This is a genomic window from Herbaspirillum frisingense GSF30, assembly GCF_000300975.2.
Taxonomy (GTDB): Bacteria; Pseudomonadota; Gammaproteobacteria; order Burkholderiales; family Burkholderiaceae_D; genus Herbaspirillum; species Herbaspirillum frisingense.
In genome coordinates this window covers 26,386-47,072 of sequence record NZ_AEEC02000040.1, presented here as the reverse complement: position 1 = coordinate 47,072, position 20,687 = coordinate 26,386, and the positions used below count along the sequence as shown (strand labels likewise).

The following is a 20,687-nucleotide window of genomic DNA, read 5'->3' as shown; positions in this document are numbered from 1 at the left end:
AGGTCGATGGTGCGCACACCAGCCTGTTGCAGGCCAGCGACCCACTGGGCGGCGCGTGCTTCCAGCTGGGCCGGGCGCGACAGGCCGCACAACTGCGCGGCGGCGATGCGGCTCTTGTCGGGCACCACCGCCACCAGCAGGGCGATATCGCGCTGCGCCAGCTTCTGGCGCAGCGCGATGACGGCCTGCAGCTTGGCCTGTGCATTGGCCTGAGCATCGCGATGGACCTGCAATTCCTCGGTCAGGAACAGCCAGCCAGGGCAACCGCTGCGCACCCGGGGGCCGGTGTCATGCAGCAGCAGCCAGCTGCCGGCGCGTTCCAGCCGGGCGGCCTGTTCCGGCAGCCAGGCATTGGACAGCTGCTTGGCGATGCGATGGGTCAGTTCACCATGCAGGGCGTCGTCACGGGTCCAGCTGGCGGGCAGCCATTCGATCTTGCTGGCATAGACCAGCCAGCCACAGCCCAGCAGGCCGGCTGCCAGCACCACGGCCAGGACCAGGCCAGCCCAGCGGCTGGCGCGCCGGGCCAGGGCGCTGGGGGCGGCCGGCGTGGCGGGAGCGGAGACGGGAGGCGTGCTCATGGCGGACTCGCGGGATCAGAACTGGAAGTAGAGGAAAGGCACCGTCTCGCGGCTGGCAATCAGCGCGAAGGACAGCAGGAAGCCGGCCACCGGCCACAGCCGGAGGAACCAGAGATACACCACGCTATCGGCCCAGCGCACCTGGCTGGCCTCCTGCCACAGGGGCGCGACGATCCAGAACAGGCCCAGCAGCACGGCCAGCGCCTGCACCGGCCGCAAGACCACGGCCAGAGCATCGCTCAAACCCATGCCGTGCAGCCCGAACTGGCCGGCATACATGGTGGCGGCGGTGGCGAAGTCGGGCGAACGGAACAAGGTCCAGGCCAGGCAGACGAACAGCAGCGTCAGCACATGGGCCAGCCAGCCGGGGATGGCCGGCAGGGTCGAGCGCGACCAGGCGCGATCCAGGCACAGGGCCAGCCCGTGGGCCGAGCCCCAGAGCAGGTAGTTCCAGCTGTCGCCGCCATGCCAGAGACCGGCGATGGCCATGGTCAGGAACAGGTTGCGGTAGGTCTTCCACACCCCATGGCGGTTGCCGCCCAGGCCGATGTAGAGATAGTCGCGCAGCCAGCTGGAGAGCGAGATGTGCCAGCGCCGCCAGAAATCCTGGATGCTGCCGGCCAGGTAGGGATGGTTGAAGTTTTCCGGGAAGTGGAAACCCAGCATCAGCCCCAGGCCGATGGCCATGGCGCTGTAGCCGGAAAAGTCAAAGAACAGCTGCAGCGAATAGGCCAGGCAGCCGATCCAGGCGTCCACGAAGCTGGGCTGCTGCAGGTGGAAGGCGGCATCCACCACCGGCGAGAGGGTGTCGGCCACCAGTACCTTCATGGCCATGCCGACCATGAAGCGGCGCGCGCCCAGGGAAAAATTCTCCCAGTTGAACCAGCGCTGGGTCAGTTCGCGCTGCACCCAGTCGTAACGGATGATGGGGCCGGCGATCGAATGGCCGAACATGGAAATGTAGGTGGCGTAGTTGATGAAGCTGCGCTCCACCGCCACCGTGCGCCGATGCACGTCCACCAGATAGGAGATCGCCTGCAGCACGATGAAGGACAGGCCGGCCGGCAGCGCCACCTTCTGCCAGGCCAGCGGCATGGCGCCGTACTGGACCATCAGGTCGCTGATGGTGGCGGCGACGATGTTGGCGTACTTGTACCAGACCAGCACGGCGGTATTGAAAACCACCAGTGCCGTGAGCAGGCGCACGCGCCCTCGCCCGTCCTCGCGCGAGCGGTCCACCAGCAGGCCGCCGACCCAAGCCACGATGGTCAGCACCACGTGCAGCGACAGGAACAGCGGGCTCAGCCAGCCATAGAACAGCCAGCTGCCCAGCAGCAGCACGAGGTTGCGCCCGCGCTGCGGCACCACCGCATAGACCAGCAGGAACAGCGGCAGGAACAGCGTCAGGAATTCAAGCGAGGCAAAGACCATGGCGGCAGCGCAGTCGGGCGATGGATTAGTTGGCCAGCTTGTCGGTCGCCGCCAGCAGGCGCGGTCCCTTGTCCGACGGCAGCAGCAGCACGCTGTAGCGTTCGCCCGCCTTCAGTTCACCCAGGTCCAGCGCCGGGCCGGTGTTGGCACCGCCGCACACCAGTTGCACCGAGAGCTTGACCGGGTTGATCGAGCGCCGTTGCAGGCTGCCCTGCTTGACGTCCTTGAACAGGTCGGCGTTACGCCCGGCCGGGCGCAGTGCCGCCCCGGCGCAGGAAGCATCCAGGTTGAAGAAAGCCAGCGAGGCCTTCAGGCCATTGAAGTCGTCCGGGTTGTCCTGCACCGTCACCTGGCTGATGCCCTTGGCACCGGGCAGCACTACCACCGTGGCGAATTCGCCGGGCTTGGCCTGCACGCCCAACTCCAGGCTCCTGGCACCGACCGTGAGGGTACCCTTGATGGTCGACTTGGCCGTCACCGGGAAGAAGGACGAGACCGGCTTGGCCGCTTCCAGCTTCAGCGGCGGCTGGCCCTTCTGGGCCAGCACCTGCAAGGGCTCGGCAGTGCCGTTGACGAAGCGGATGAAGGCTGCATCCTCGGCCGGGCCGGTGGGATAGAGCGGGATGTCGGCAGCCAGCGCGCTGGCGCCGCACAGCAGGGCCGCAGCGGCGGCCAGTGCCTGCATCACCTTCATTTCTTGGCTCCCTTGCTGCTCACGGCGTCGGCCGGCAGCTTGGCCAGCGCGTCGCCGATGGCATTGCCCCAGGACTTGTAGCCGGCCACGGTGAAGTGCTGGCCATCGGTGGTGACCCACTGGCCGGGCTTGGACATGGTCAGCGAATCGATATAGGTGCAGGGCGCCACGTTGGAAGCCAGGAAGCGCGACATCAGCTGGGTGCGCGCGTCGTTCTTGCCGTACATGCCGCCGGCCTTGCCCCAGGCCGGGCCGACCCACGCACACTTGGTGCCGGTGGCGGCAATCGCCTTGGTCAGGCCGGTCACGCTCTGCCAGGCCCAGGCCTTGGGGAAGTCCGGCTTGTCGTAGGAGGCCATGGTGTCGCCGATGACCAGCACCACCAGATCCGGCTTGTCCTTGGCGATGAGCTGGCCGATCGGGGTGGTGGTGGCTTCGCGACCCTTGATCTGGATCTTGCCGTTGTCGACCTGATCAGCGCCGCAATCGACCTTCTTGGTGGTCAGCCAGTCGCCGGCGCTGGCGCCGCAGGCGCCGATGGAATGGACCTTGGCGCCCAGCTGGGTCAGCTTGGCGTTGAGGGGTTCGGTGAGGTGGTCGGCCAGACTCATGTGGCTCTCGCCAAGCACCAGGATAGTCAGACCTGCCAGAACGGATGCAGTAGCCATAGCGATATGTCGATAAAAAGGATCAGTTGGAATAAGGAGAACGGTACGGACTGACCGGCAGGGTCAGGAAGCTGCCCTGCATGTCCTCCAGCGTGTAACGCAGATACATGGCGACGTTGAGTTCGCGGAAGTCGCTCGAATTGTTCAGACGCAGCGCGCCACCGACGAACAGGCGGGGCGCGAAGCGGTATTCGCCGTTGCCTTCCAGGCTGTAGCCCAGGCCGGTCTTGGTCTGCTGCGCGTACTGACGACCACTGGCGGCCTGCAGTGCGGCATCGGTGGGGAAGTAGTCAGCCCCATCCTGGCGGAAATACTGCATCCCCACCGAGCCCTTGAGCTGGAAGGTGAACTTGTCGGAACGCTTGGCCCAGGTGACCGGCACGCCCAGACCCAGGTAGGCCTGCGGACTGAAGTAACCGCCATGGCCGTAGGTATAGAAGTTCTGGTTGTTGGCGTAGCTGATGACGGTGGCCGACACGCCGGCGGTCATCTTCTCGTCCTCGGCATTGGTGAGGTACTGGTAGGCACCGCCACCCAGTTCCACCCGGGTGTTGGATTCCACGTTGCGGCCACGCAGGCTGTGCAGCGCGCCATAGGCGTAGACCCCGGTCTGGGCATCGTCCGAACTCATCTCGGCACGACCACCGTTGGCGGTCACGCCACCCCAGGACAGACCGGCGCGGGGATCGGTGCTGCCGGCAAACGAGGTAATGCTGTCGTTGACCGCGCGGCGCGACACGTTCACCGCGAAGCGGTTGGTGCTGCTGCCGGGGAAGGACTGCTCCACGCTCACCCCGCCAACGATGTTGGGGTACTTGAAGCCACGTGGCGTGGTGCCGAGGTCGGCCTTGACGCCATCCTCGGGACGCTCGTAGGCCACTGCCACCCCGACGCCACTGGCGCTCTGCTTGCCCAGGCCGGTGGCGCTGCTGCCGCCACCGCCGAAGCGGCTGGCTGGTTCGTCGCCGAGGGTGCCGCCATCCAGCGAGACCGGCGTGATGCGTACGGCCACGCGGTCGTTACCGACGGGCATGTTCACTTCCAGCGGGGCCTCGATGTCGTTCATGCGGCTCAGGCCCGACTCGCTGGCATTGCCGCGCACCACCACGCCTTGCGTGACATAGGCGCTGCGCGATTGCAGGATGTCGTTCAGGGCGCGCTGGGCCGGGCTCAGGTTGTCCACGGCGGCGCCATTGGCGGACGGCCCCTGCATGGCCAGCAGGGCGCGCTGGGTGGCCGTGGCCGCACCGGGCAGTGCGGTGGTGGGGGCGTTGGCGACGTTGGCGACGTTGGTATTTCTGGCACGCACGCCCGGCTGGGCCTGGGCATATGCCCCGCCCTGCACCGGTGCTGCAGCCACCGGTGCGGCCGAACTGAACACCGGGCCCAGTGCGGTGCCGTAGGCCGGCGCTGGTTGGGCCTGCTGGGCTTGTTGTGCTTGCAGGGCCTGCTGCGCCTGCAACTGGCGCTGCGCCATGGCCGGATTGGCCGGCATGGGCAACGTATCGACCGCGACTGGCACTGCCATGGCCACCGGGCGCAGCATGGTCTCGGCCGGCGGCGGAATGGCGGCCATGTCGTCGCTGCCCGGCAGGCGACGTTGGGTGCGGAAGGGATTGATGGCCGGATCGAAGCCATTGCCCTGCGCCGCCAGCGTGCGCTGGCGCGCACCGTTCTCAATCGCCACGGCCTTGCGCAGCAGTGCGGTGGCCTCGCCGGTCTTGCCCAGGGCGCGATAGATGCGTGCTGCCTCGGTCAAGGTGGTGGGGTCGCTGCTGTCGAGCTTGCCGAACTGGTCCAGCAGCTTCAGGGCATAGGCATTCTCGCGGGCCTGTACGGCGGTGTCGGCCGCCCCCAGCAAGACGTTGGCGTCACGCGGATTGCGCTGCACCAGCGGCTGGTACAGAGCCAGTGCGCGCAGGTTGTCGCCGGCCGCATTGAACATGCGGGCCAGGGCGGCGATGGCGTCGTTGTCGGTGGGGCGCTGTGCCAGTGCCGGAGCCAGGGTGTCGTAGGCGGCGGCCAGGTCGCCTCCCTGGCGCAGGCGTTCGGCCTGGCGCACGCGGTAGAGGAAACGCAGGTCGTCGTATTGCTTGCGGGTGGCCGCATTCATGCTCTGGTTCTGCAAGGCGGTGAGCATGTTGTAGACCTGCGCATCTTCGCCCGCGCGCAGCAGGATGGAGGCGTATTGCAGGCGCGTATTGACCGAGGGCGTGGCCGGTGGATTGACCAGCGGCTGCATCATCGCCATGGCGCGCGGGGCGTCGCCGGCATCGACATAGGCCGATGCCAGGGTACCGGTGCGCTCCGGATTGCCGGCCGCCTGCGGCTGCACGCGATCCAGCAGGACCAGGGCTTCCTGGCGTTGACCGGTCTTGACCAGTTCGGTGGCGTGATTGACCTGGATGGTCAGTGTCACCTGGCTGGCCAGCTCGTTCATGGCGGCGGTACGGCGCTGGTCGGGGATGCGGCGCAGCGTGTCCAGGGCGTCCTGCCACTGCTCCATTTCCACCGACAGCAAGGCGCTGGCATACAGGGCCTCGACGTTGTCGCGATGTTCGCGGGTGAAGTCGTCGATGGTGGTGCGCGCCTGCTTGGATTGGCCGGCCTTGACGTACAGGCGGGCCAGGTCGAAGGTGGTCCAGACGTTGTCGGGGTCGTTCTTGACAGCCTCGCGCATGGCCGCCAGGGCGCCGTCGATGTCGTTGCGCTGCTCGGCCAGGCTGGCCTGCTGACGTGCGCGCAGGGCACGCAGGCGCCCCTGGTCGCCGAATTCGTTCTGCTGCGCCGGGGTCAACTGGTCCAGCAGGCGCAGGGCTTCATCGGCGTGGCCGGTCTGTGCCAGCACGTTGACCAGGCCACGGATGGCCGGCACCTGCTTGGGTTGCGCCGCCAGCACCTGGCGGTAATTGGCAGTGGCGGCTTCGTACTGGCCGGCACTGGCCTGGATATCGGCAATGGCCACGCGACCATCTAGGCTCTTGGGGTCCAGGCGCATGGCCTGGGCCAGGGCGTCCTGCGACTGCGCGGTCTGGCCACGTGCCTGCAGGTCACGGCCACGCTGGATCAGCAGCCAGTAGCGCACGCTGTCCAGGGCTTTCTTCCAGGACGTGCCGCCCCTGGCGACCGAGCGGGCGAGCAAGGGCTCGGCCTCGGCCAGGCGGTTCTGCTGCTGGCGGATGACGCCCATGCCACCCAGGGCATCGACGTCGTCGGGATGCGAGGACAGGCGCTCCTGGAAGGCCTTCTCGGCTTCCTGCAGGTCGCCCTTTTCCAGGGCCTGCAGGCCGCGTCCGACCACAGTCGGCTGCTGGCCGACGGCCACCTGCTGGCGGCCCTTGGCCAGCAAATCGCGGATCTGCTGATCATCGGGATGGCTCTTGATGAATTCTTCGAACAGCGAATACTGTGCCGGCGACGGCGGCCCCTGCCAGATCAGCGCCAGGCGCCAGCTTTCGTCGGCGTCGCCGCCGATGTCGGTCTTCTTCGACAGGCGTGCCAGCTGGCGGATGCCTTCCAGACGGCTATCTTCGTGACGTGCCAGCTGCTTGGCGTAGAACAGCGCCAGGATGCTGTCGTCCGGCGTTTCGCGCAGCAGGCGTTCCATGCCCTTGCGCGCTTCGGGCCAGGCGGCATCGTTGAAGGCCAGGTTGTTGTAGTACTCGCGCCCTATCGTGCCTTGCGGCGTGAGTCCGTTGAACATCTTGCGGAAGGTGTCGGTGGCGCGGTCGCGTTCACCGGCGTCGACCAGGCGGCGGGCTTCGGCCAGCAGGGCCTTGTTTTCCGGCTTGGCCAGGGCGATGTCCTGCGCCAGCTGGTTGGCCTGCCAGGGTTGTGGCGACAGCGCCTGCAGGCGGTCCAGGTACTGCTTGGCCTGCTGCGGCTTGTTCTGCCTCACGCCCACCAGGCCCATGCCGTAGAGGGCATTGACCTGATTCGCATCCAGTTGCAAGACCTTCTGCCACACCTCAGCGGCACGCTGCGAGTTGTCGCGTGCCTGCCAGTACTGGCCCTGTTCGATCAGTTGAGCCGCCAGCTCCGGCTCGGCCGCATGAGCGGCCACACCCAGCAGCGCGCTCAGGACTCCGATGGCTAGCGTTGAACGGCGCGCGCGCATGACTTCTCCCAGGACAAATTAAGCGTTCCGTCATCGCGGAACTGATAGCGTTTCTCGACCCATCCCAATCCGAACAGGCCCAGCATGACGTTGTAATACAGGATTTCGGGGCGCGGGTCAGGCTGCGCCAGTCCGTTCTCCAGTTGTTGCGTGACGGCACGTTGCAGTTGCGCCGCCATGGCGGTTTCACCCTTGGCGACCAGATAGGGTAACAGCGCGGCGCCAAAGCCGAACGGTGCCTGTCCTTCGGTCGCGCCCGTGGTCACCTGGACCTTTTCGGGCGGCACGCCGGTCGCGGCCAGGCTCTGGCGCATGCCATCCAGTGCCGCCAGCAGCGGCGCGGCCGCCGGATCGCGGGGCGAGGTCATGCCGGCCCACAGATACACGCGAATGGCATCATAGCTGCCCAGGTCACCCTTGGCGGGATCGACCTGGAACTGCCCGGATTGCACCGTCAGCATGCGGTAGGCCACCCAGTCGGCCACGTAGCCGCGAGGCGCCGAGCCCTGGATCATGCGCAGCGTATTGTCGGCCAGCTGTTGCCAGGGACCGTTGGGTCGTTCCTTTTGCAGACGGCGCAGCAGCGGCAGCGGCAGATAGCTGGGATTGAGCGTCCACAGCGCATTGCGCTGGTTGAAGCCCTGTGGCCCCGGCAGCAGCATCTTGCCCAGGCCGGGCAGGTCCACCACCAGCTTGGCTTCGATATTGTCCAGCAGGTCCAGCGCCTGCTTGCGGTATTGCGGACGTTGCCACAGGCGCGCCGCTTCCAGCAGGGTATAGACGATCCAGAGATCGGCGTCGGAGGCCGAATTGGCGTCCTGCATCTGCCATTTGCCGTCACTGCCCTGCCCCCACAGCCAGCCCGGCAGGATCTTGCCGGGGTCGTTGCCGAGCATGTTGTGCAGGGTCCAGTTCCAGACCTTGGCAAAGCGCGTGGCATCGTTGGCGATGAGCGCCAGCAGCATGTGGTACGACTGGCCTTCGGAGGTGGTGTGATTGGGCAGCAGGCTGGAGTGCAGCACCCGGCCATCGTCCTGTACATGTGCTGCAGCCCAGGATTGCCATGCTGGCCAATCCTGGGCTGTGCAGTTCTGCTGGGTCGCGGCCAGGGCCGGCAGCCACGGTGTGGCGGCCAGCCCCCCCAGCGCGCCCAGCAGGCCAACCACCCGGCGCCGGCGCGGGGAGGCGGCCCTGTTCACTACCGAATGCCCGGCCTTACGCATTGAGGCGCTTTCTCGCCTTGGCGCGCAGGGTCAGGTAAGCCAGGCCACCCAGCAACAGGATGCCCAGGGCCACCATCAGGAACATGCTCACCACGTGCTGCGACAGCCACCAGCGCAGCATGCGCAGCGGCGACATGCTACCCACGAAATACTGTTGCTCGGCCAGCAGCGGTTCGATGCTCTCGCCGCGCACCGCCACCAGGCTACCCTGGACGGCGCCGGATTCGGCTTCCTTGCTGGCCAGGGCCGACATGATCTGCGACAGGCCCAGCTTGTCGCCACCGGCCAGCACCACCACGCTGCGGCTGCCGTCCAGCGGCGACTCGAAGCCGGTCAGGTAGGAGGTCGGGTCACCGCCCGAGAAGGCCATCTGCAGACGGGTGCGACGCTGCGCAGCCTTCGGGTCCAGGCCCAGCCAGCCCCCCACGCGCAGTGCCAGGTCCGACAGGTCGAAGCGCTGCTTGTCGCCGGTCACCAGGGTGGGCAAGCGGTCGGCCCATTGCTTGAGCAGGGGCTGGTTCTGGCCCGAGGCCATCACCAGCAGATCCTTGTCGGCAAACTTGGCGATCTGCGCGGCCTGGGTCACGGCCACACCCGTGGCCGGGTAGCCGGTGGCGCTGCCGAAGCGGCCCAGCACGGTCAGGTAGGCGCCGAGGTCAGCATCGCTGGCGTTGTCCGGCAGGACCACGGCAGTCTCGGACAGATCGGCCATGCGTGTGAAGGGGAAGCCGGCATCCTTGAACACGCCCAGGTTGGGCATGGCCATGAAGTGGTCGTAACCGCGCAGGTCGATGGTGGACTCAGGATCGATGCTGCCGCGCACGTTGTCGATGATGATGTCGGCACACTCGCCCTGCTTCACGTAGTCATACATGTAGCGCAGTTGCAGGCGCGATTGCAGAGCCGCGGTATCCAGCGGCAGGCGCACGCTCATCTCGCGCTCCAGGGCATCGCTCTTGATGGCGGCCAGCAGGCCCTGGTCCAGCTTGTCGCGGGGCAGCAGCACGTCGGACTTGATCAAGCCGTCGTTGAAGCTGACGATCAGCGAGGAATTGCTCGAACGCGGCTGTGGTGTATAGCGATAGTGCAGGTCCAGCTTGGCACCGTCCTGGCGCCAGCTCGACAGCGCCGGCGGGAAGTTCAGCGGAATGGTGATATCGCCCGGGTTGTAGCCGGACACATTGAGACGCTTGGCATCGATCAGCTCAGCCAGCTTCACCGGACGGTCGGTGGGCAACCAGTTGGGCGCGTCGTAAGGCTTGCGCGGCGCCACCGGTTGCAGCTTGTCGATCACCACCGAATTGCCGGCTACCGCCTTGTTGCCCAGGGCGGCGGCAGCAGCGGCACGCTTGACCTCTTCGGCATTGCGGCCGGTCACCAGCAGCAGCTTGCCGTTGGGATCGTTGGGGTTGGTCACCATGGTCAGGGTCGGGCCCTTGGGGGCGGCGATCTGCAGCGCGCCGATCTGGCTGGCGCCTTCGCTGCTGACCAGCACCACGCCATTGCCCTTGGCCGGCAAGGCGTTGATCTGCGCCGGGAAGCGCGAACCACGATAGCTGGCCAGCGCACCGAACCAGGACGACAGCGTGCCGGCGGCTTCCAGGGTGCCATTGTCAGGCGCGGCGGCGAACACGAAGGGCAGGTTCAGCATGCGCATGTCGCGGCGGTCGAAGAACGGCAGCGGCATCATTGACAGGTCGTCCTTCATCGGCAGCGGCGTGGTCTGCAGGGCCAGTACCGACTCGTTGCTCACGCGCGCCCACAGGCTGGAATGCAGCGGGTTTTCGCAACCCATGGTGTAGTGACCGATGAACTGCAGGCTCAGGCGATTGAATTCGGTGATCAGCTTGGTCGGGATCTCGACCTTGCTGGTCTGCAGGGTACCGGCATTTTCCTTGGGCAGCGGGATGCTGCCGGCCACCACGTCGTTGACCATCACGTTGATCTGCGACAGGTCCGGCAGCAGCGCCGGCGAATAGGTGTATTGCAGGGTCACGTTGGCGCCGGTCACCACCTGGTTGGCCGGCACGTCGAAGCCGACGCTGTCGGCGGCATCGACGCCGTGCAGCGTGATCGGATAGCCACGGCCCAGTTGCGTGAGACTGAAGTTGTAGGGGTCGCCGGCCATCGGCGTGGCGGCCGCAGCAGCACCGGCAGCTGCGGGAGCTGCGGCAGCCGCGAGGGCCTGGATCGGCAGGCTGCCCGAGGCCACTACGCCGGCCATGACCAGACAGATGGAGCGCCGACGGAAAGTCGGGTTCTTTCCTGGAGACTGCTTGTTTTTCATTGTTTTTCCATTGATTTGTCGAATGCCTGAACCACTACATCGGCCGGGACCGCGCCTGCCGCTGCTGCTACCGGAGCGCCTGCGGCCGTAGCAGCAGCTAGCGGTGCTGCCGGTGCCGCTTCCACCACCGGATCCTGCTTGACGCCAGCCGCCGCCGGCGGGCGCCGGGTATCACGCCACAGGCGCAGCTGGATCAGGGTGGCGCGGATGAGTTCCTTGATACCGTTCACACCGATCAGCGAGACTTCACGCAAGGCCTTCAGCGGCGTATCGCGGCGGCTCTTGCCCCAGTTGTTGGCCCAGATGTCGGCGCGCGAGAAGGTCAGGCGGACCAGTTCGCTGTTCTGGCGCAGGGTCAGCTCATGGAACTGGGCGCCGACCATTTCGCCACGGCTGAACACCACCACGGCCGGGAATACCTTCTCCTGCTGGTTGCGGAACAGCGTCACATTGATGTGCTGGCCACGGGCGATCGTCACGCCCTTGGGCAGGCGCAGGCCAATGCCCTTCTGCGAAAAGTCCAGCGTGGTACCGCTGACCTCATTGCCATCGGCCAGCCTGATGCGCACCGGCAGCTCGGCGGCCACGCGCGGCTCGCTGCGCACCTGGCGGGTTTCGGAAGCCACCGCCATGGCGGCGCTGCTGATGATGACGTTGTACAGCGTCCAGGCCATGTTGATGAGGATGGTGGTCATCGCATTGGGGTCGCCCATCACCAGCTGCCAGACGCCGAAGACCATGCCCAGCAGGTTCAGCAGCAGCAGCACGATGTAGGGGCGCGCCAGCTTCCAGTCGAAGTGCTTGTCGAGGATGATGCCGCCCTTGTCGGTGACGTTGAAGCCACCCAGCTTGGGGTTCACCAGCGCCAGCAGCACCGGGCCGAGGATGTACCAGGCCAGCACGGTCTCGTAGACCTCGTTCCAGAACGAATGGCGGAAACGCCCCTGGATGCGCGAGTTGGTCAGGCTGGCGTGCAGCACGTGCGGCAGCACATAGGCCGTGATCATCAGCGCCGAGGCGTGGAAGATGTGGGCGCCGAAGAACAGATAGGTCAGCGGCGCGGTCAGGAAGATCAGGCGCGGCAGGCCATAGAAGAAGTGCAGCATGGCATTGAGGTAGCAGAACCGCTGCCCCAGCTTCAGGCCCTTGCCGCGCAAGGGGTTGTCGACCCGGAAAATCTGCGCCATGCCACGCGCCCAGCGCACCCGCTGGCGGATGTGACGCGCCAGGTTCTCGGTAGCCAGACCGGCCGCCTGGGGGATGGCCAGATAGGCGGTGTTGTAGCCGGCACGGTTCATCTTCAGCGCCGTGTGGGCATCCTCGGTCAGGGTCTCGACGGCGATGCCGCCGATCTCCATCAATGCGGTACGGCGCATGACGGCGCAGGAGCCGCAGAAGAAGGCGGCGTTCCAGAGGTCGTTGCCATCCTGTACCAGCCCGTAAAACAGTTCACCTTCATTGGGTACGGAACGGAAGGTATTGAGGTTCTTCTCGAAGGGATCGGGCGAGAAGAAGAAGTGCGGCGTCTGCAGCATTGCCAGCTTGGGGTCCTTGTAGAACCAGCCCATGCAGATCTGCAGGAAGGAGCGGGTCGGCACGTGGTCGGCATCGAAGATGGCCACGAATTCGCCATCGGTGACCTTGAGCGCTTCGTTGAGGTTGCCGGCCTTGGCGTGCTTGTTGTCCGAGCGCACCAGATAGTTCACGCCGATGTTGTTGCAGAACTCGCGGAAGTCTTCGCGACGGCCGTCGTCCAGCACGTGCACGCGCAGCTTCTCCTGCGGCCAGTCGATGGCCTGGGCGGCGAAGATGGTCAGCGAAACGATGTCCAGCGACTCGTTGTAGGACGGGATGAAGACGTCCACCGTCGGCCATTCCGAAGGCGGCATGGTCAGCATCTGCGGCTTGCGACGCAAGGGCCAGGCGGTCTGCAGGTAACCCAGCGTGAGCACGATGAGTGAATAGATTTCGGCGGCCAGCAGGCCATAGCCGAAGATGATGTCGAGCCAGTCTTCGAAGGCCAGGGTGGAGGTGATGCGCCAGTACATATAGCGCATCGAGACGATCAGCGACAGCGTGATCAGCACCAGCACCGGGAAGCGGCCGGACTGCTTGCGCAGTATCAGCGCCGCCACGAAGCAGCCGATCGCGAAGATGCACTGGGTATAGAACTCCAGCGGCACCGACACCAGCAGCAGCGCCAGCAGCACCGCGACCAGCAGCAGGCCCAGCTGCAGCCAGCGACGCGGCCGCCGGGGCAGCGCTTCGAGGCGCTCGCCCCAGGTCTGGATCCAGGTCTGCAGGCGGTTGGAGGTGGGTGCGGCCGGGTCGGCGGCAGTGGCCGCCTGGCTGGCCTTGGAGGAACGGGATTGCGACTGCGCTTGCGGTTGACTCATGATGCGCGTCCACCTGCGAGGGCGGATTTGACGACCTCGGCGTGCAATTGCTCGCTGATGGTCCGGAGCTGCTCATAGGCGGGCGAATGCCCGGCCTTGATCAGCGGATTGAAGCCGTAGGCCAGGCCTTCGCTGATGGCGTGGTCCAGTGCGATCACGCCGGCCAGGCGCGACCCCATCCAGCGCTTGAGGACTTCCAGCATGTCCTGGCTGAAGGTACGGGCGGCGTTGTACTTGTTGACGATGTAGCGGCAGTTGTTGCGGCCATGCAGGGCCTGGCGCATATGTTCCAGCGCCAGGAAGGAACCGGCATCGGGCGTCACCACCGCCACCACCTGGTCGGCCGCTTGCAAAGCCTGGTCGAAGTAGGCGCTCTGCCCGGCCGGCAGGTCCAGCATGACCACGTCGCCCGGCTGCAGGTCCATGGCCTGCAGCTGACGCGTCAGCCATTGCGGATCGAGTGCCATCTGCCGGGCAATCCCGGCCTCGCCCTGGTGCGCCACCACGTCATGGGTGACCACCTTGGTGCCGGCGCTGCCGTCGCGCCAGGTGGCGCGCCAGTCGGGCGCCTCGGCGTGGATCGCAGCGGGCGCCGGACCGGCGCTGCCGGGTTCGGGCAATACACTCACGCCCAGGTGGTACTGCAGGGCATTCTGGGGATCGAGATCGATGGCGATCACCCGGCCGTGCCGCGCCAGCGCGCAGGCCAGGGCCGAGCACAGGGTGGTCTTTCCCACCCCGCCCTTGGGCGAGACGATGGCAATGACCTGGGCCGGCGTGGAGGGTGTCAGGCTGGCCAGCACCTTGTTGGCGCCGGCTGTCTGTTTGGACTGACGCTGCTGGGCGACTTCACCCAGCAGCGAACGCAGCATGGAAGGGACGGCGGCATCCGCCACCACCGTGGGCATCACGGCCGGAGCGGTCGCTGTCACCAGCGCAGCCGCCAGGGGTGCCGGCGCGGGCGCGATGGCCTCACGCGTGACCAGGGCGGCGTCGGCCGGCTGGGGCTCGGGCGAATCCGATCGGGCTTGAACTTGAACTTCAGCTTCAGCTTCAGCTTGAACTTGTGGCTGCGCCGGGATTTCCGCAGGCAAGGGGCTGGACGCTGGCGCCAGGGTCGACGAGACCATGGCCGCCATGGGGGCCGGATGCGGTGCCGAAACAGGGGCCTCGACCTTGGCCGCCGCCACATCCACATCCACCACCGGTTCCATCACGGGTTCGATACGCTGCTGGGGCGCCACCGACTTGGCCACCACGATGGGCGGCACGCTCTTGACCACGGCCGGGGCCGCCTGGGCTGCCTGTGCCACCTGCTCGGCCACCCGTTCAGCCTGCTGCTGGACTGCGGGCGCAGCCTCGACCACCACCTTGGGCGCAGCGGGCTTGCGCACCGGCTCCTTGTAGTCGATCGCGGCCTCGATTTCGAGATAGCCATCCACCGTTGCCCCGAACTTGCTCAGCAAGTTGGAGATATCGTTTCCCATTTCTTTACTCCCTGCTCAGGATCACGGGTGCCGGCTTTTGACCAGAGGCATCGGACCTGCCCTAAACCTTGTTAAAAATCGCCAAAACTTCTCAATTTTCGCCATTGGTTGGCTATATGCATCGTTCCGCTCTGTCGGCGGTCACTTTCCTTCGCGTGCTGCGAAGAAGTCCCCATGGGCCAGGATGAAGAAATGTTATAAAAACGACCACATTTCAGAGTTGTCATTAAAACAAACAAATCCTGATATCGCAACCTTCAATTGACCAAAAGTTGAAAAATTTCGTTAAAAAGCTGTTCAGTTCCCGGTAGGAAATGCTGAAGGACGAGGTCAGCATCTTATCTTTCTCGCAATGCTCTTGTCGCCTATTAGTGACACTTTGCAATTAAATCCGTCGCAGATTTGGCACATCTACCTGCACACCGCTCACAAATTTCCGACTGCAGATGAACAACATTTCATTGAGCGCCTGCTTTGGCGCCCGGGCGACCGATGTGCTGGCGGCGCGTCGTCACCGGCGGCGGAAAACGCAACGCTATCGTATGCGATCCCAAAAACTTGTCACTCGGGAAAAACCTGATAGAGGCTGATCAAGCACAACCCGGATTGTCGGGGCGACATGCTGCGCTGTCGTGACTTAATCCAATTGCGTGACAATCAAGCAACAAGTGGACCACGGAGGAGACGGGAGGTGAAGCTGAAGAGGAAGCAGAACAGAAAGTGGACGGGGAAGCAGTTGCGCTACCCCTGCCCCACCTGCCACCAGCCTGGCAACAGGGCCCGGACTTCCGGGCGGGCGAAGCGCTGGTCGATCAGCCAGACCGTGCCCTGATCGGTTTCGGTGCGGATGACGCGCCCTGCCGCCTGCACCACTTTCTGCAGTCCGGGATAGAGATAGGTGTAGTCGTAGCCGGCACCGAACAGGGTCTGCATGCGTTCGCGCAATTGTTCATTGACCGGATTGAACTGCGGCAGGCCGAGCGTGGCGACGAAGGCGCCGATGAGACGCTCGCCCGGCAGGTCCACGCCCTCGCCGAAGGAACCACCCAGCACGGCAAAGCCGATGCCCCGCCCGCCGCAGGCAAAACGCGCCAGGAAGGCATCACGCTCGCTTTCGGCCATGCGCGGCGACTGTTGCCAGGTGGGAATGTCGGGATGCTGTCGATTCAGCGCATCGCGGGCCTGCTGCAGATAGTCGAAGCTGGAAAAGAAGGCCAGGTAGTTGCCCGGCTGCTGCCGGTACTGCTGCGCCATCAGGGCGCAGATGGGGTCGATGGACGCGGCGCGACGCTGCCAGGTGGTGGAGATCTCGCGCGCCACCCGTACCTGCAACTGGCTGGCGCGGAATGGAGAATCGACATCGATCCAGGCGGTCGACGGCGGCATGCCCAGCAGGTCGGCGAAATAATGCCAGGGTGCCAGCGTGGCCGAAAACAGTGTGGTCGACTGCGCAAAGGCAAAGCGCGGCCCCAGGAAAGGCGCCGGCACCACATTGCGGATGCACAGCAGGTTGTCACGCTGGTCGTGGCGCGTCAGGTCGAACAGCGAATGCGGGCCGAAGGACTCGGCCAGCCGGACGAAGGCCATGGCATCGAAATGAAAATCGCGCAGGGCCGGCTCCAGCGGCACCGCCACCTGGGCCAGGTAGTCGTTGAGGGTGGCGATGCAATTGCTCAGGGCATCGACCAGGCGCGCCGGTGGCGCCTCCAGCACCTGATACGGCAGATCCGCGCCCTTGGTCGCCGTGGTCCAGGCACGCGCCAGCTGCTGCAGCGGCCGTGCCACGGCGGGGGGTGCCACCGCCCGTGCCGCGCGCAGGCCGGCGCGGCTCAACTGGGCGCTGTACATGCTGCGGGCGCGGGCCACCAGGTTATGCGCCTCATCGGCCAGCACGCTGACGCGCCATTCATGGGCCTGTGCCATCGCGTGCAGCATGGCACCGCCGTCGAACCAGTAGTTATAGTCGCTGACGATCAGATCGCTCCAGCGCGTCATCTCGCTGCCCAGGTAGTAGGGGCAGACCTGGTGCGCCAGGGCGATCTCCTGCAGCCGCTGGCGGTCCAGCAGCGCAGCCTCCAGGCAGGCCGAGCGCGCTGCCGGCAGGCGGTCGTAGAAGCCCTGCGCCAGCGGGCAGGAGTCGCCCCGGCACAGGCGGTCCGGATACTGGCAGGCCTTGTCACGGGCGCACAGCTCCAGCACCCGCAGCGGCAGGCCTTGGCCATCCCTGCCCGTGAGGGTGGCGGCGGCGTCCAGCGCCAGTTGCCGGCCGGGTGTCTTGGCGGCGAGGAAGAGGATCTTGTCCAGTCGCTGCTCCGGTGCCGCCTTGAGCGCCGGGAACAGGGTGCCCAGGGTCTTGCCGATACCGGTCGGCGCTTGCGCCAGCAGGCAGCGGCGGCTGCGATGGGCGCGAAACACGGCCTCCGCCAGTTGCCGTTGACCGGGCCGGAAATCTCCATGCGGAAACGCCAGGGCCTGCAGGGCAGTATCGCGGGCGGCGCGATGCGCCAGTTCCTGCGCGGCCCAGCGTGCAAAGCGCTCGCACTGGCTGGCGAAGAGGCTGGCCAGTTCTTCGCGGGGCCGGGTCTCCTCGAAGCGGGTTTCCTGCTGGCTGCCGATCTCGAAATACACCAGCGCCAGCCTGATCTGCGGCAGGTCCAGCTTCTCGCACATGAGGTGACCATAGACGCGCAACTGCGCCCAGTGCAACTGTCGATGATTTTCGGGCTGGCTGGAGATCTGGCCGCGATAGGTCTTGACCTCTTCCAGCAGTTGCTGTTGCGGGTCGTATCCGTCGGCGCGACCGCGCACGTGCAAGGAGCCATGCTCGGCCGCCAGCGCCACCTCGCTCTGGTAGTGCTCACCGCGCCGGGCGGCGACGATGGCGTGGCCGGCGATGCCCTCCTGCGCGGTGGGGGTGGGCGTGAAGCGCAGGTCCAGATCGCCGACCTTGGCGGTGAATTCGCACAGGGCCCGCACGGAGACGCGGTAGCGCGGCGCCTCGTCCGTGGCAGGCGCCACCGTGGATGCGTTGGTGGATGCGGCGGATGCGGGAGGCATGGAGAGTGCGGCAACAAAGCTCATGCAGCCAGTGCCTCCCACTGCAGGTAGCACACCGAGACCGGCATGCCGTGGCGGGCGCAATAGTCCAGCCAGCGCAACTGGTTGTCCTGCAGCTTGTCGCCGGGGCCTTTGACTTCGATCATGCGGTAGCTGCGCTGCTGCGGCCAGAACTGGATCAGATCGGGGAAGCCGCTGCGGTTCTCGCGCACGTCCTCCAGGATGCGCAGGCACCACAAGCGCAGGTGCGAGGGCGGGATGCAGTCCAGCGCCAGTTCCAGCAGCTCACGGGTGAGCCCGCCCCAGGCCACGAAGGGCGATTGCACGCCGGCCTTGGCATCATGGGTGGCCAGGATGGCGGCGCGATGGCTGCCATCCTCCAGCCGTGCCAGGCAACGCTCGAACTGCGCACGCCGGCGCCCATGGAAGTCGGCGCTGAAGAGGTCAGCCGGCTCGCGCTGGAAGGGGTGAAAGAAGGCGCCAGGAATGGCAGCGAAGATGGCCTCCCAGCACAGCAGGCCGAACAGGGCATTGGCCAGCACATTCTCGACGTAGAACACCGCTGCCTCTGGCTGCTGCCGTTGCAGGTAATCGCCCACCGCCAGTTCGACCCGTGCAGCGCCCTGGCGGGGCAGGTTCAGGTCCAGGCGATCGACAATAGCGGCGCGGCGCCGCCCCGGTGCCGGCTGCCCCAGCTGACGCGCCAGTCGCGGTGCGATGCGTGCCAGATGCTGGCGCTCCGCTTCGCTTTCCGGCGACTGTTGCGCAGTGCGCAGCAAGCTGTGCGCGGCGCCGAAGCGGCCCAGTTTTTCCAGCACGCGGATGGCACGCGCGCGGGCCCCCGGATAGGCGCAGCCTGCATAGACGGCGTGCGCCTGGGACAGGTCCTGCTGCTTCTCGAATAACTGGCCGATGCGGAACATCAATCGCTGGCGCCGGCTGTCCAGCCAGGGATTGTCGAACGCGCCGTGGGGCAGCATGGGCAACAGGCTGCCCGCGGCGGTGCCGGCCTCGTAGGCCTGGCGACAGGCGTGCAGCTGCAGATAGAGATCGATGTCGGCACGGCTGCGAAAACCCCTGGCCTCCGGCCCCAGCGTGACCCGCTCATAACGCAGGGTGCCGATATCGGCCAGCACGAATTCGCTCCAGTCCTGGCGCAGGTTACCGAAGAACATCAGCCGCAGGCGTTCGCACAGCGGCCGGTTCAGCAAGCGCACGGCCTGGTCGCTGCCCTTGTGCTGCCATTGCGAAAAAGGCCGCGGATGACCGTGGGCGGCATCCTCGGCCAGCAGCGACAACAAGGCGTCCTTGCGCAGGGCCTTGCACGCAGGCGAGCGCAAAGCCGGCGAATCGAACTGCACCAGCAGCTCGGCCCGGGACGATAACTGGGCGAACTGCTGCAGGCTCAGCACAGGGTCGTGTTCGACCCAGGCCCCTGGCAGGCCACGTAAAGCCTGCAATGAACAATCGATCTCCGGATAGGCCAGCTTACTGACGCGAAAGAGTTCACCTTTACGCATCATCATGCGCACGAACAGCGCGCGCGAAGCCAGCGGCAAGCCGGGGAAGCCGGTGATGAAGTCGCGTTCTTCCGCGTTCAGCAGATCGCCATAGCGCTGCGCCAGCCAGTCCAGAACCTGCTGGAAGTTGCCGAGGTAGTAAAAACGGTGGGTGGGGTCCAAAACGGCGGCCATGGGATGCATCTGGGGCGTTTAACTGTATATAAGCACAGTATAACGCGTCTCCCCTTCCGACTGCCCGCAAGGACCATCGGAAGAACCATTGCAAGGGCGATTACAGGCGCGGGGCCAGCGCCTCGGCGAAGAACTCCGTCACCGCCCGCACCCGGGCCGGGATGAAGCGGCGGCGCGGCCAGACCAGGCAGATGTCGCGGGTGTCGTCGATGAAGTCATCGAGGACGGTGATGATCTCCGCGTCCTGCTGCGTTCCCCTGCCCCGCCCTTGCCCCGCCCCTTGCTCGGACTCCACCAGCGAGGCGCGATTGAACATGCCGATGCCCAGACCCGCCTGCACGGCGCTGAGGATGGTCTCCACGGTATTGGACGAGAGGTTGCCGCTGACCGGCACGCTGAACCGCCCCTGGGGACCGGTGAAGTGCCATTCACGCATGTCCTTGTAGATGAGGCAGTTGTGATGCGCCAGCGCCTGCGGCGTGGCCGGCACCCCGTGCTGCGCGAAATAGTGGCGCGAACCGGCGCACACCAGCGGGCTGCTGGTGATGCGCTTGACCACCGCATCCGGATGGCGCTCCGGACTGACCCGGATGGCCAGGTCGATGCCCTCGGCCAGCAGGTCGTTGACGCCATCGGCCAGTTGCAGGTCCAGCCGCACCCCGGGGTAGCGCGCCAGCAGCGCCGGCAGTAGCGGCAGGACGTGCAGCCGGCCGAAGGTCGCCGCCGCCGCGACCCGCACCGGGCCGGAGATCTCCAGCGTGGTGCGCATGATCTCGCCATCGGCCTGGGCCATCTCTTCCAGCAGCGGCTGGGTGCGCTCGTAGTATTGGCGCCCGTGCTCGGTCAGCCGCACGCTGCGCGTGCTCCGCTGCAATAACTGCACGCCCAGGCGCTTTTCCAGCGCGTTGACCGACTTGCTGATGGCCGACTGCGAATCGCCCAGCCGCCGCGCCGCCGCCGAGAAGCCACCGGCCTCGACCACGGCGACAAAGGCGCTCAGCTCATGAAATCTGTCCATCTTCCGTCTTCCTCGGTGTTGCCCTGCCTTGCCT

12 protein-coding genes are annotated in these 20,687 nt (G+C 66.1%); all 12 read right to left on the bottom strand.

What is annotated here, in order from left to right; all coding sequences use genetic code 11:
• On the bottom strand, positions 1 to 581 hold a 581-nt coding region (locus HFRIS_RS21010), incomplete at its 3' end, for an alginate O-acetyltransferase AlgX-related protein (protein ID WP_006465012.1).
• A 15-nt stretch (positions 582 to 596) separates the two neighbouring features.
• Positions 597 to 2,012, bottom strand: coding sequence for an MBOAT family O-acyltransferase (locus tag HFRIS_RS21005; RefSeq protein ID WP_006465011.1), 1,416 nt, complete (start codon positions 2,010 to 2,012; stop codon positions 597 to 599).
• Between the two features lie 25 nt (positions 2,013 to 2,037).
• Complete coding sequence (locus HFRIS_RS21000; protein ID WP_006465010.1) at positions 2,038 to 2,706, bottom strand: alginate O-acetyltransferase AlgF; 669 nt, start codon at positions 2,704 to 2,706, stop codon at positions 2,038 to 2,040.
• The gene (locus tag HFRIS_RS20995; RefSeq protein WP_039876752.1) at positions 2,703 to 3,374 is read right to left on the bottom strand and encodes an SGNH/GDSL hydrolase family protein; all 672 of its coding nucleotides are present in this window, start codon (positions 3,372 to 3,374) and stop codon (positions 2,703 to 2,705) included. Before HFRIS_RS20995 ends, HFRIS_RS21000 begins: the two co-directional genes overlap by 4 nt.
• A 22-nt stretch (positions 3,375 to 3,396) precedes the next feature.
• Positions 3,397 to 7,491, bottom strand: coding sequence for a cellulose biosynthesis protein BcsC (locus tag HFRIS_RS20990; protein WP_006465008.1), 4,095 nt, complete (start codon positions 7,489 to 7,491; stop codon positions 3,397 to 3,399).
• Entirely contained in the window at positions 7,467 to 8,714 is a 1,248-nt protein-coding gene (bcsZ, locus tag HFRIS_RS20985; RefSeq protein WP_006465007.1) for a cellulose synthase complex periplasmic endoglucanase BcsZ, read from the bottom strand. The genes HFRIS_RS20990 and bcsZ overlap by 25 nt, the downstream gene beginning before the upstream one ends.
• Positions 8,707 to 11,001, bottom strand: a complete 2,295-nt coding sequence (gene bcsB / locus HFRIS_RS20980) for a cellulose biosynthesis cyclic di-GMP-binding regulatory protein BcsB (protein ID WP_006465006.1) — start codon at positions 10,999 to 11,001, stop codon at positions 8,707 to 8,709. Before bcsB ends, bcsZ begins: the two co-directional genes overlap by 8 nt.
• Positions 10,998 to 13,397: a UDP-forming cellulose synthase catalytic subunit gene (gene bcsA / locus HFRIS_RS20975; protein WP_006465005.1), complete on the bottom strand. Its 2,400-nt coding sequence runs from the start codon at positions 13,395 to 13,397 to the stop codon at positions 10,998 to 11,000. The genes bcsB and bcsA overlap by 4 nt, the downstream gene beginning before the upstream one ends.
• Positions 13,394 to 14,884 (bottom strand): cellulose biosynthesis protein BcsQ, encoded by a 1,491-nt coding sequence (gene bcsQ, locus HFRIS_RS20970; RefSeq protein ID WP_006465004.1) that lies wholly within the window; start codon positions 14,882 to 14,884, stop codon positions 13,394 to 13,396. Before bcsQ ends, bcsA begins: the two co-directional genes overlap by 4 nt.
• 741 nt (positions 14,885 to 15,625) lie before the next feature.
• The gene (locus HFRIS_RS20965) at positions 15,626 to 17,941 is read right to left on the bottom strand and encodes an ATP-dependent DNA helicase (protein ID WP_051110949.1); all 2,316 of its coding nucleotides are present in this window, start codon (positions 17,939 to 17,941) and stop codon (positions 15,626 to 15,628) included.
• 20 nt (positions 17,942 to 17,961) lie between these two features.
• Positions 17,962 to 19,644, bottom strand: coding sequence for a VRR-NUC domain-containing protein (locus tag HFRIS_RS20960; protein WP_006465002.1), 1,683 nt, complete (start codon positions 19,642 to 19,644; stop codon positions 17,962 to 17,964).
• Positions 19,645 to 19,735: 91 nt separating this feature from the next.
• Positions 19,736 to 20,653: a LysR family transcriptional regulator gene (locus HFRIS_RS20955; protein ID WP_006465001.1), complete on the bottom strand. Its 918-nt coding sequence runs from the start codon at positions 20,651 to 20,653 to the stop codon at positions 19,736 to 19,738.
• Between the last annotated feature and the right edge of the window lie 34 nt (positions 20,654 to 20,687).

Excerpts from the sequence above, each read along its gene's own strand:
- bcsZ (WP_006465007.1), bottom strand. The coding sequence starts at position 8,714 with ATGCGTAAGGCCGGGCATTCGGTAGTGAACAGGGCCGCCTCCCCGCGC.
- bcsQ (WP_006465004.1), bottom strand. The coding sequence starts at position 14,884 with ATGGGAAACGATATCTCCAACTTGCTGAGCAAGTTCGGGGCAACGGTG.
- HFRIS_RS21005 (WP_006465011.1), bottom strand. The coding sequence starts at position 2,012 with ATGGTCTTTGCCTCGCTTGAATTCCTGACGCTGTTCCTGCCGCTGTTC.
- HFRIS_RS20990 (WP_006465008.1), bottom strand. The coding sequence starts at position 7,491 with ATGCGCGCGCGCCGTTCAACGCTAGCCATCGGAGTCCTGAGCGCGCTG.
- bcsB (WP_006465006.1), bottom strand. The coding sequence starts at position 11,001 with ATGAAAAACAAGCAGTCTCCAGGAAAGAACCCGACTTTCCGTCGGCGC.
- HFRIS_RS20960 (WP_006465002.1), bottom strand. The coding sequence starts at position 19,644 with ATGCATCCCATGGCCGCCGTTTTGGACCCCACCCACCGTTTTTACTAC.
- HFRIS_RS20965 (WP_051110949.1), bottom strand. The coding sequence starts at position 17,941 with ATGCCTCCCGCATCCGCCGCATCCACCAACGCATCCACGGTGGCGCCT.
- HFRIS_RS20995 (WP_039876752.1), bottom strand. The coding sequence starts at position 3,374 with ATGGCTACTGCATCCGTTCTGGCAGGTCTGACTATCCTGGTGCTTGGC.
- HFRIS_RS21000 (WP_006465010.1), bottom strand. The coding sequence starts at position 2,706 with ATGAAGGTGATGCAGGCACTGGCCGCCGCTGCGGCCCTGCTGTGCGGC.
- bcsA (WP_006465005.1), bottom strand. The coding sequence starts at position 13,397 with ATGAGTCAACCGCAAGCGCAGTCGCAATCCCGTTCCTCCAAGGCCAGC.
- HFRIS_RS20955 (WP_006465001.1), bottom strand. The coding sequence starts at position 20,653 with ATGGACAGATTTCATGAGCTGAGCGCCTTTGTCGCCGTGGTCGAGGCC.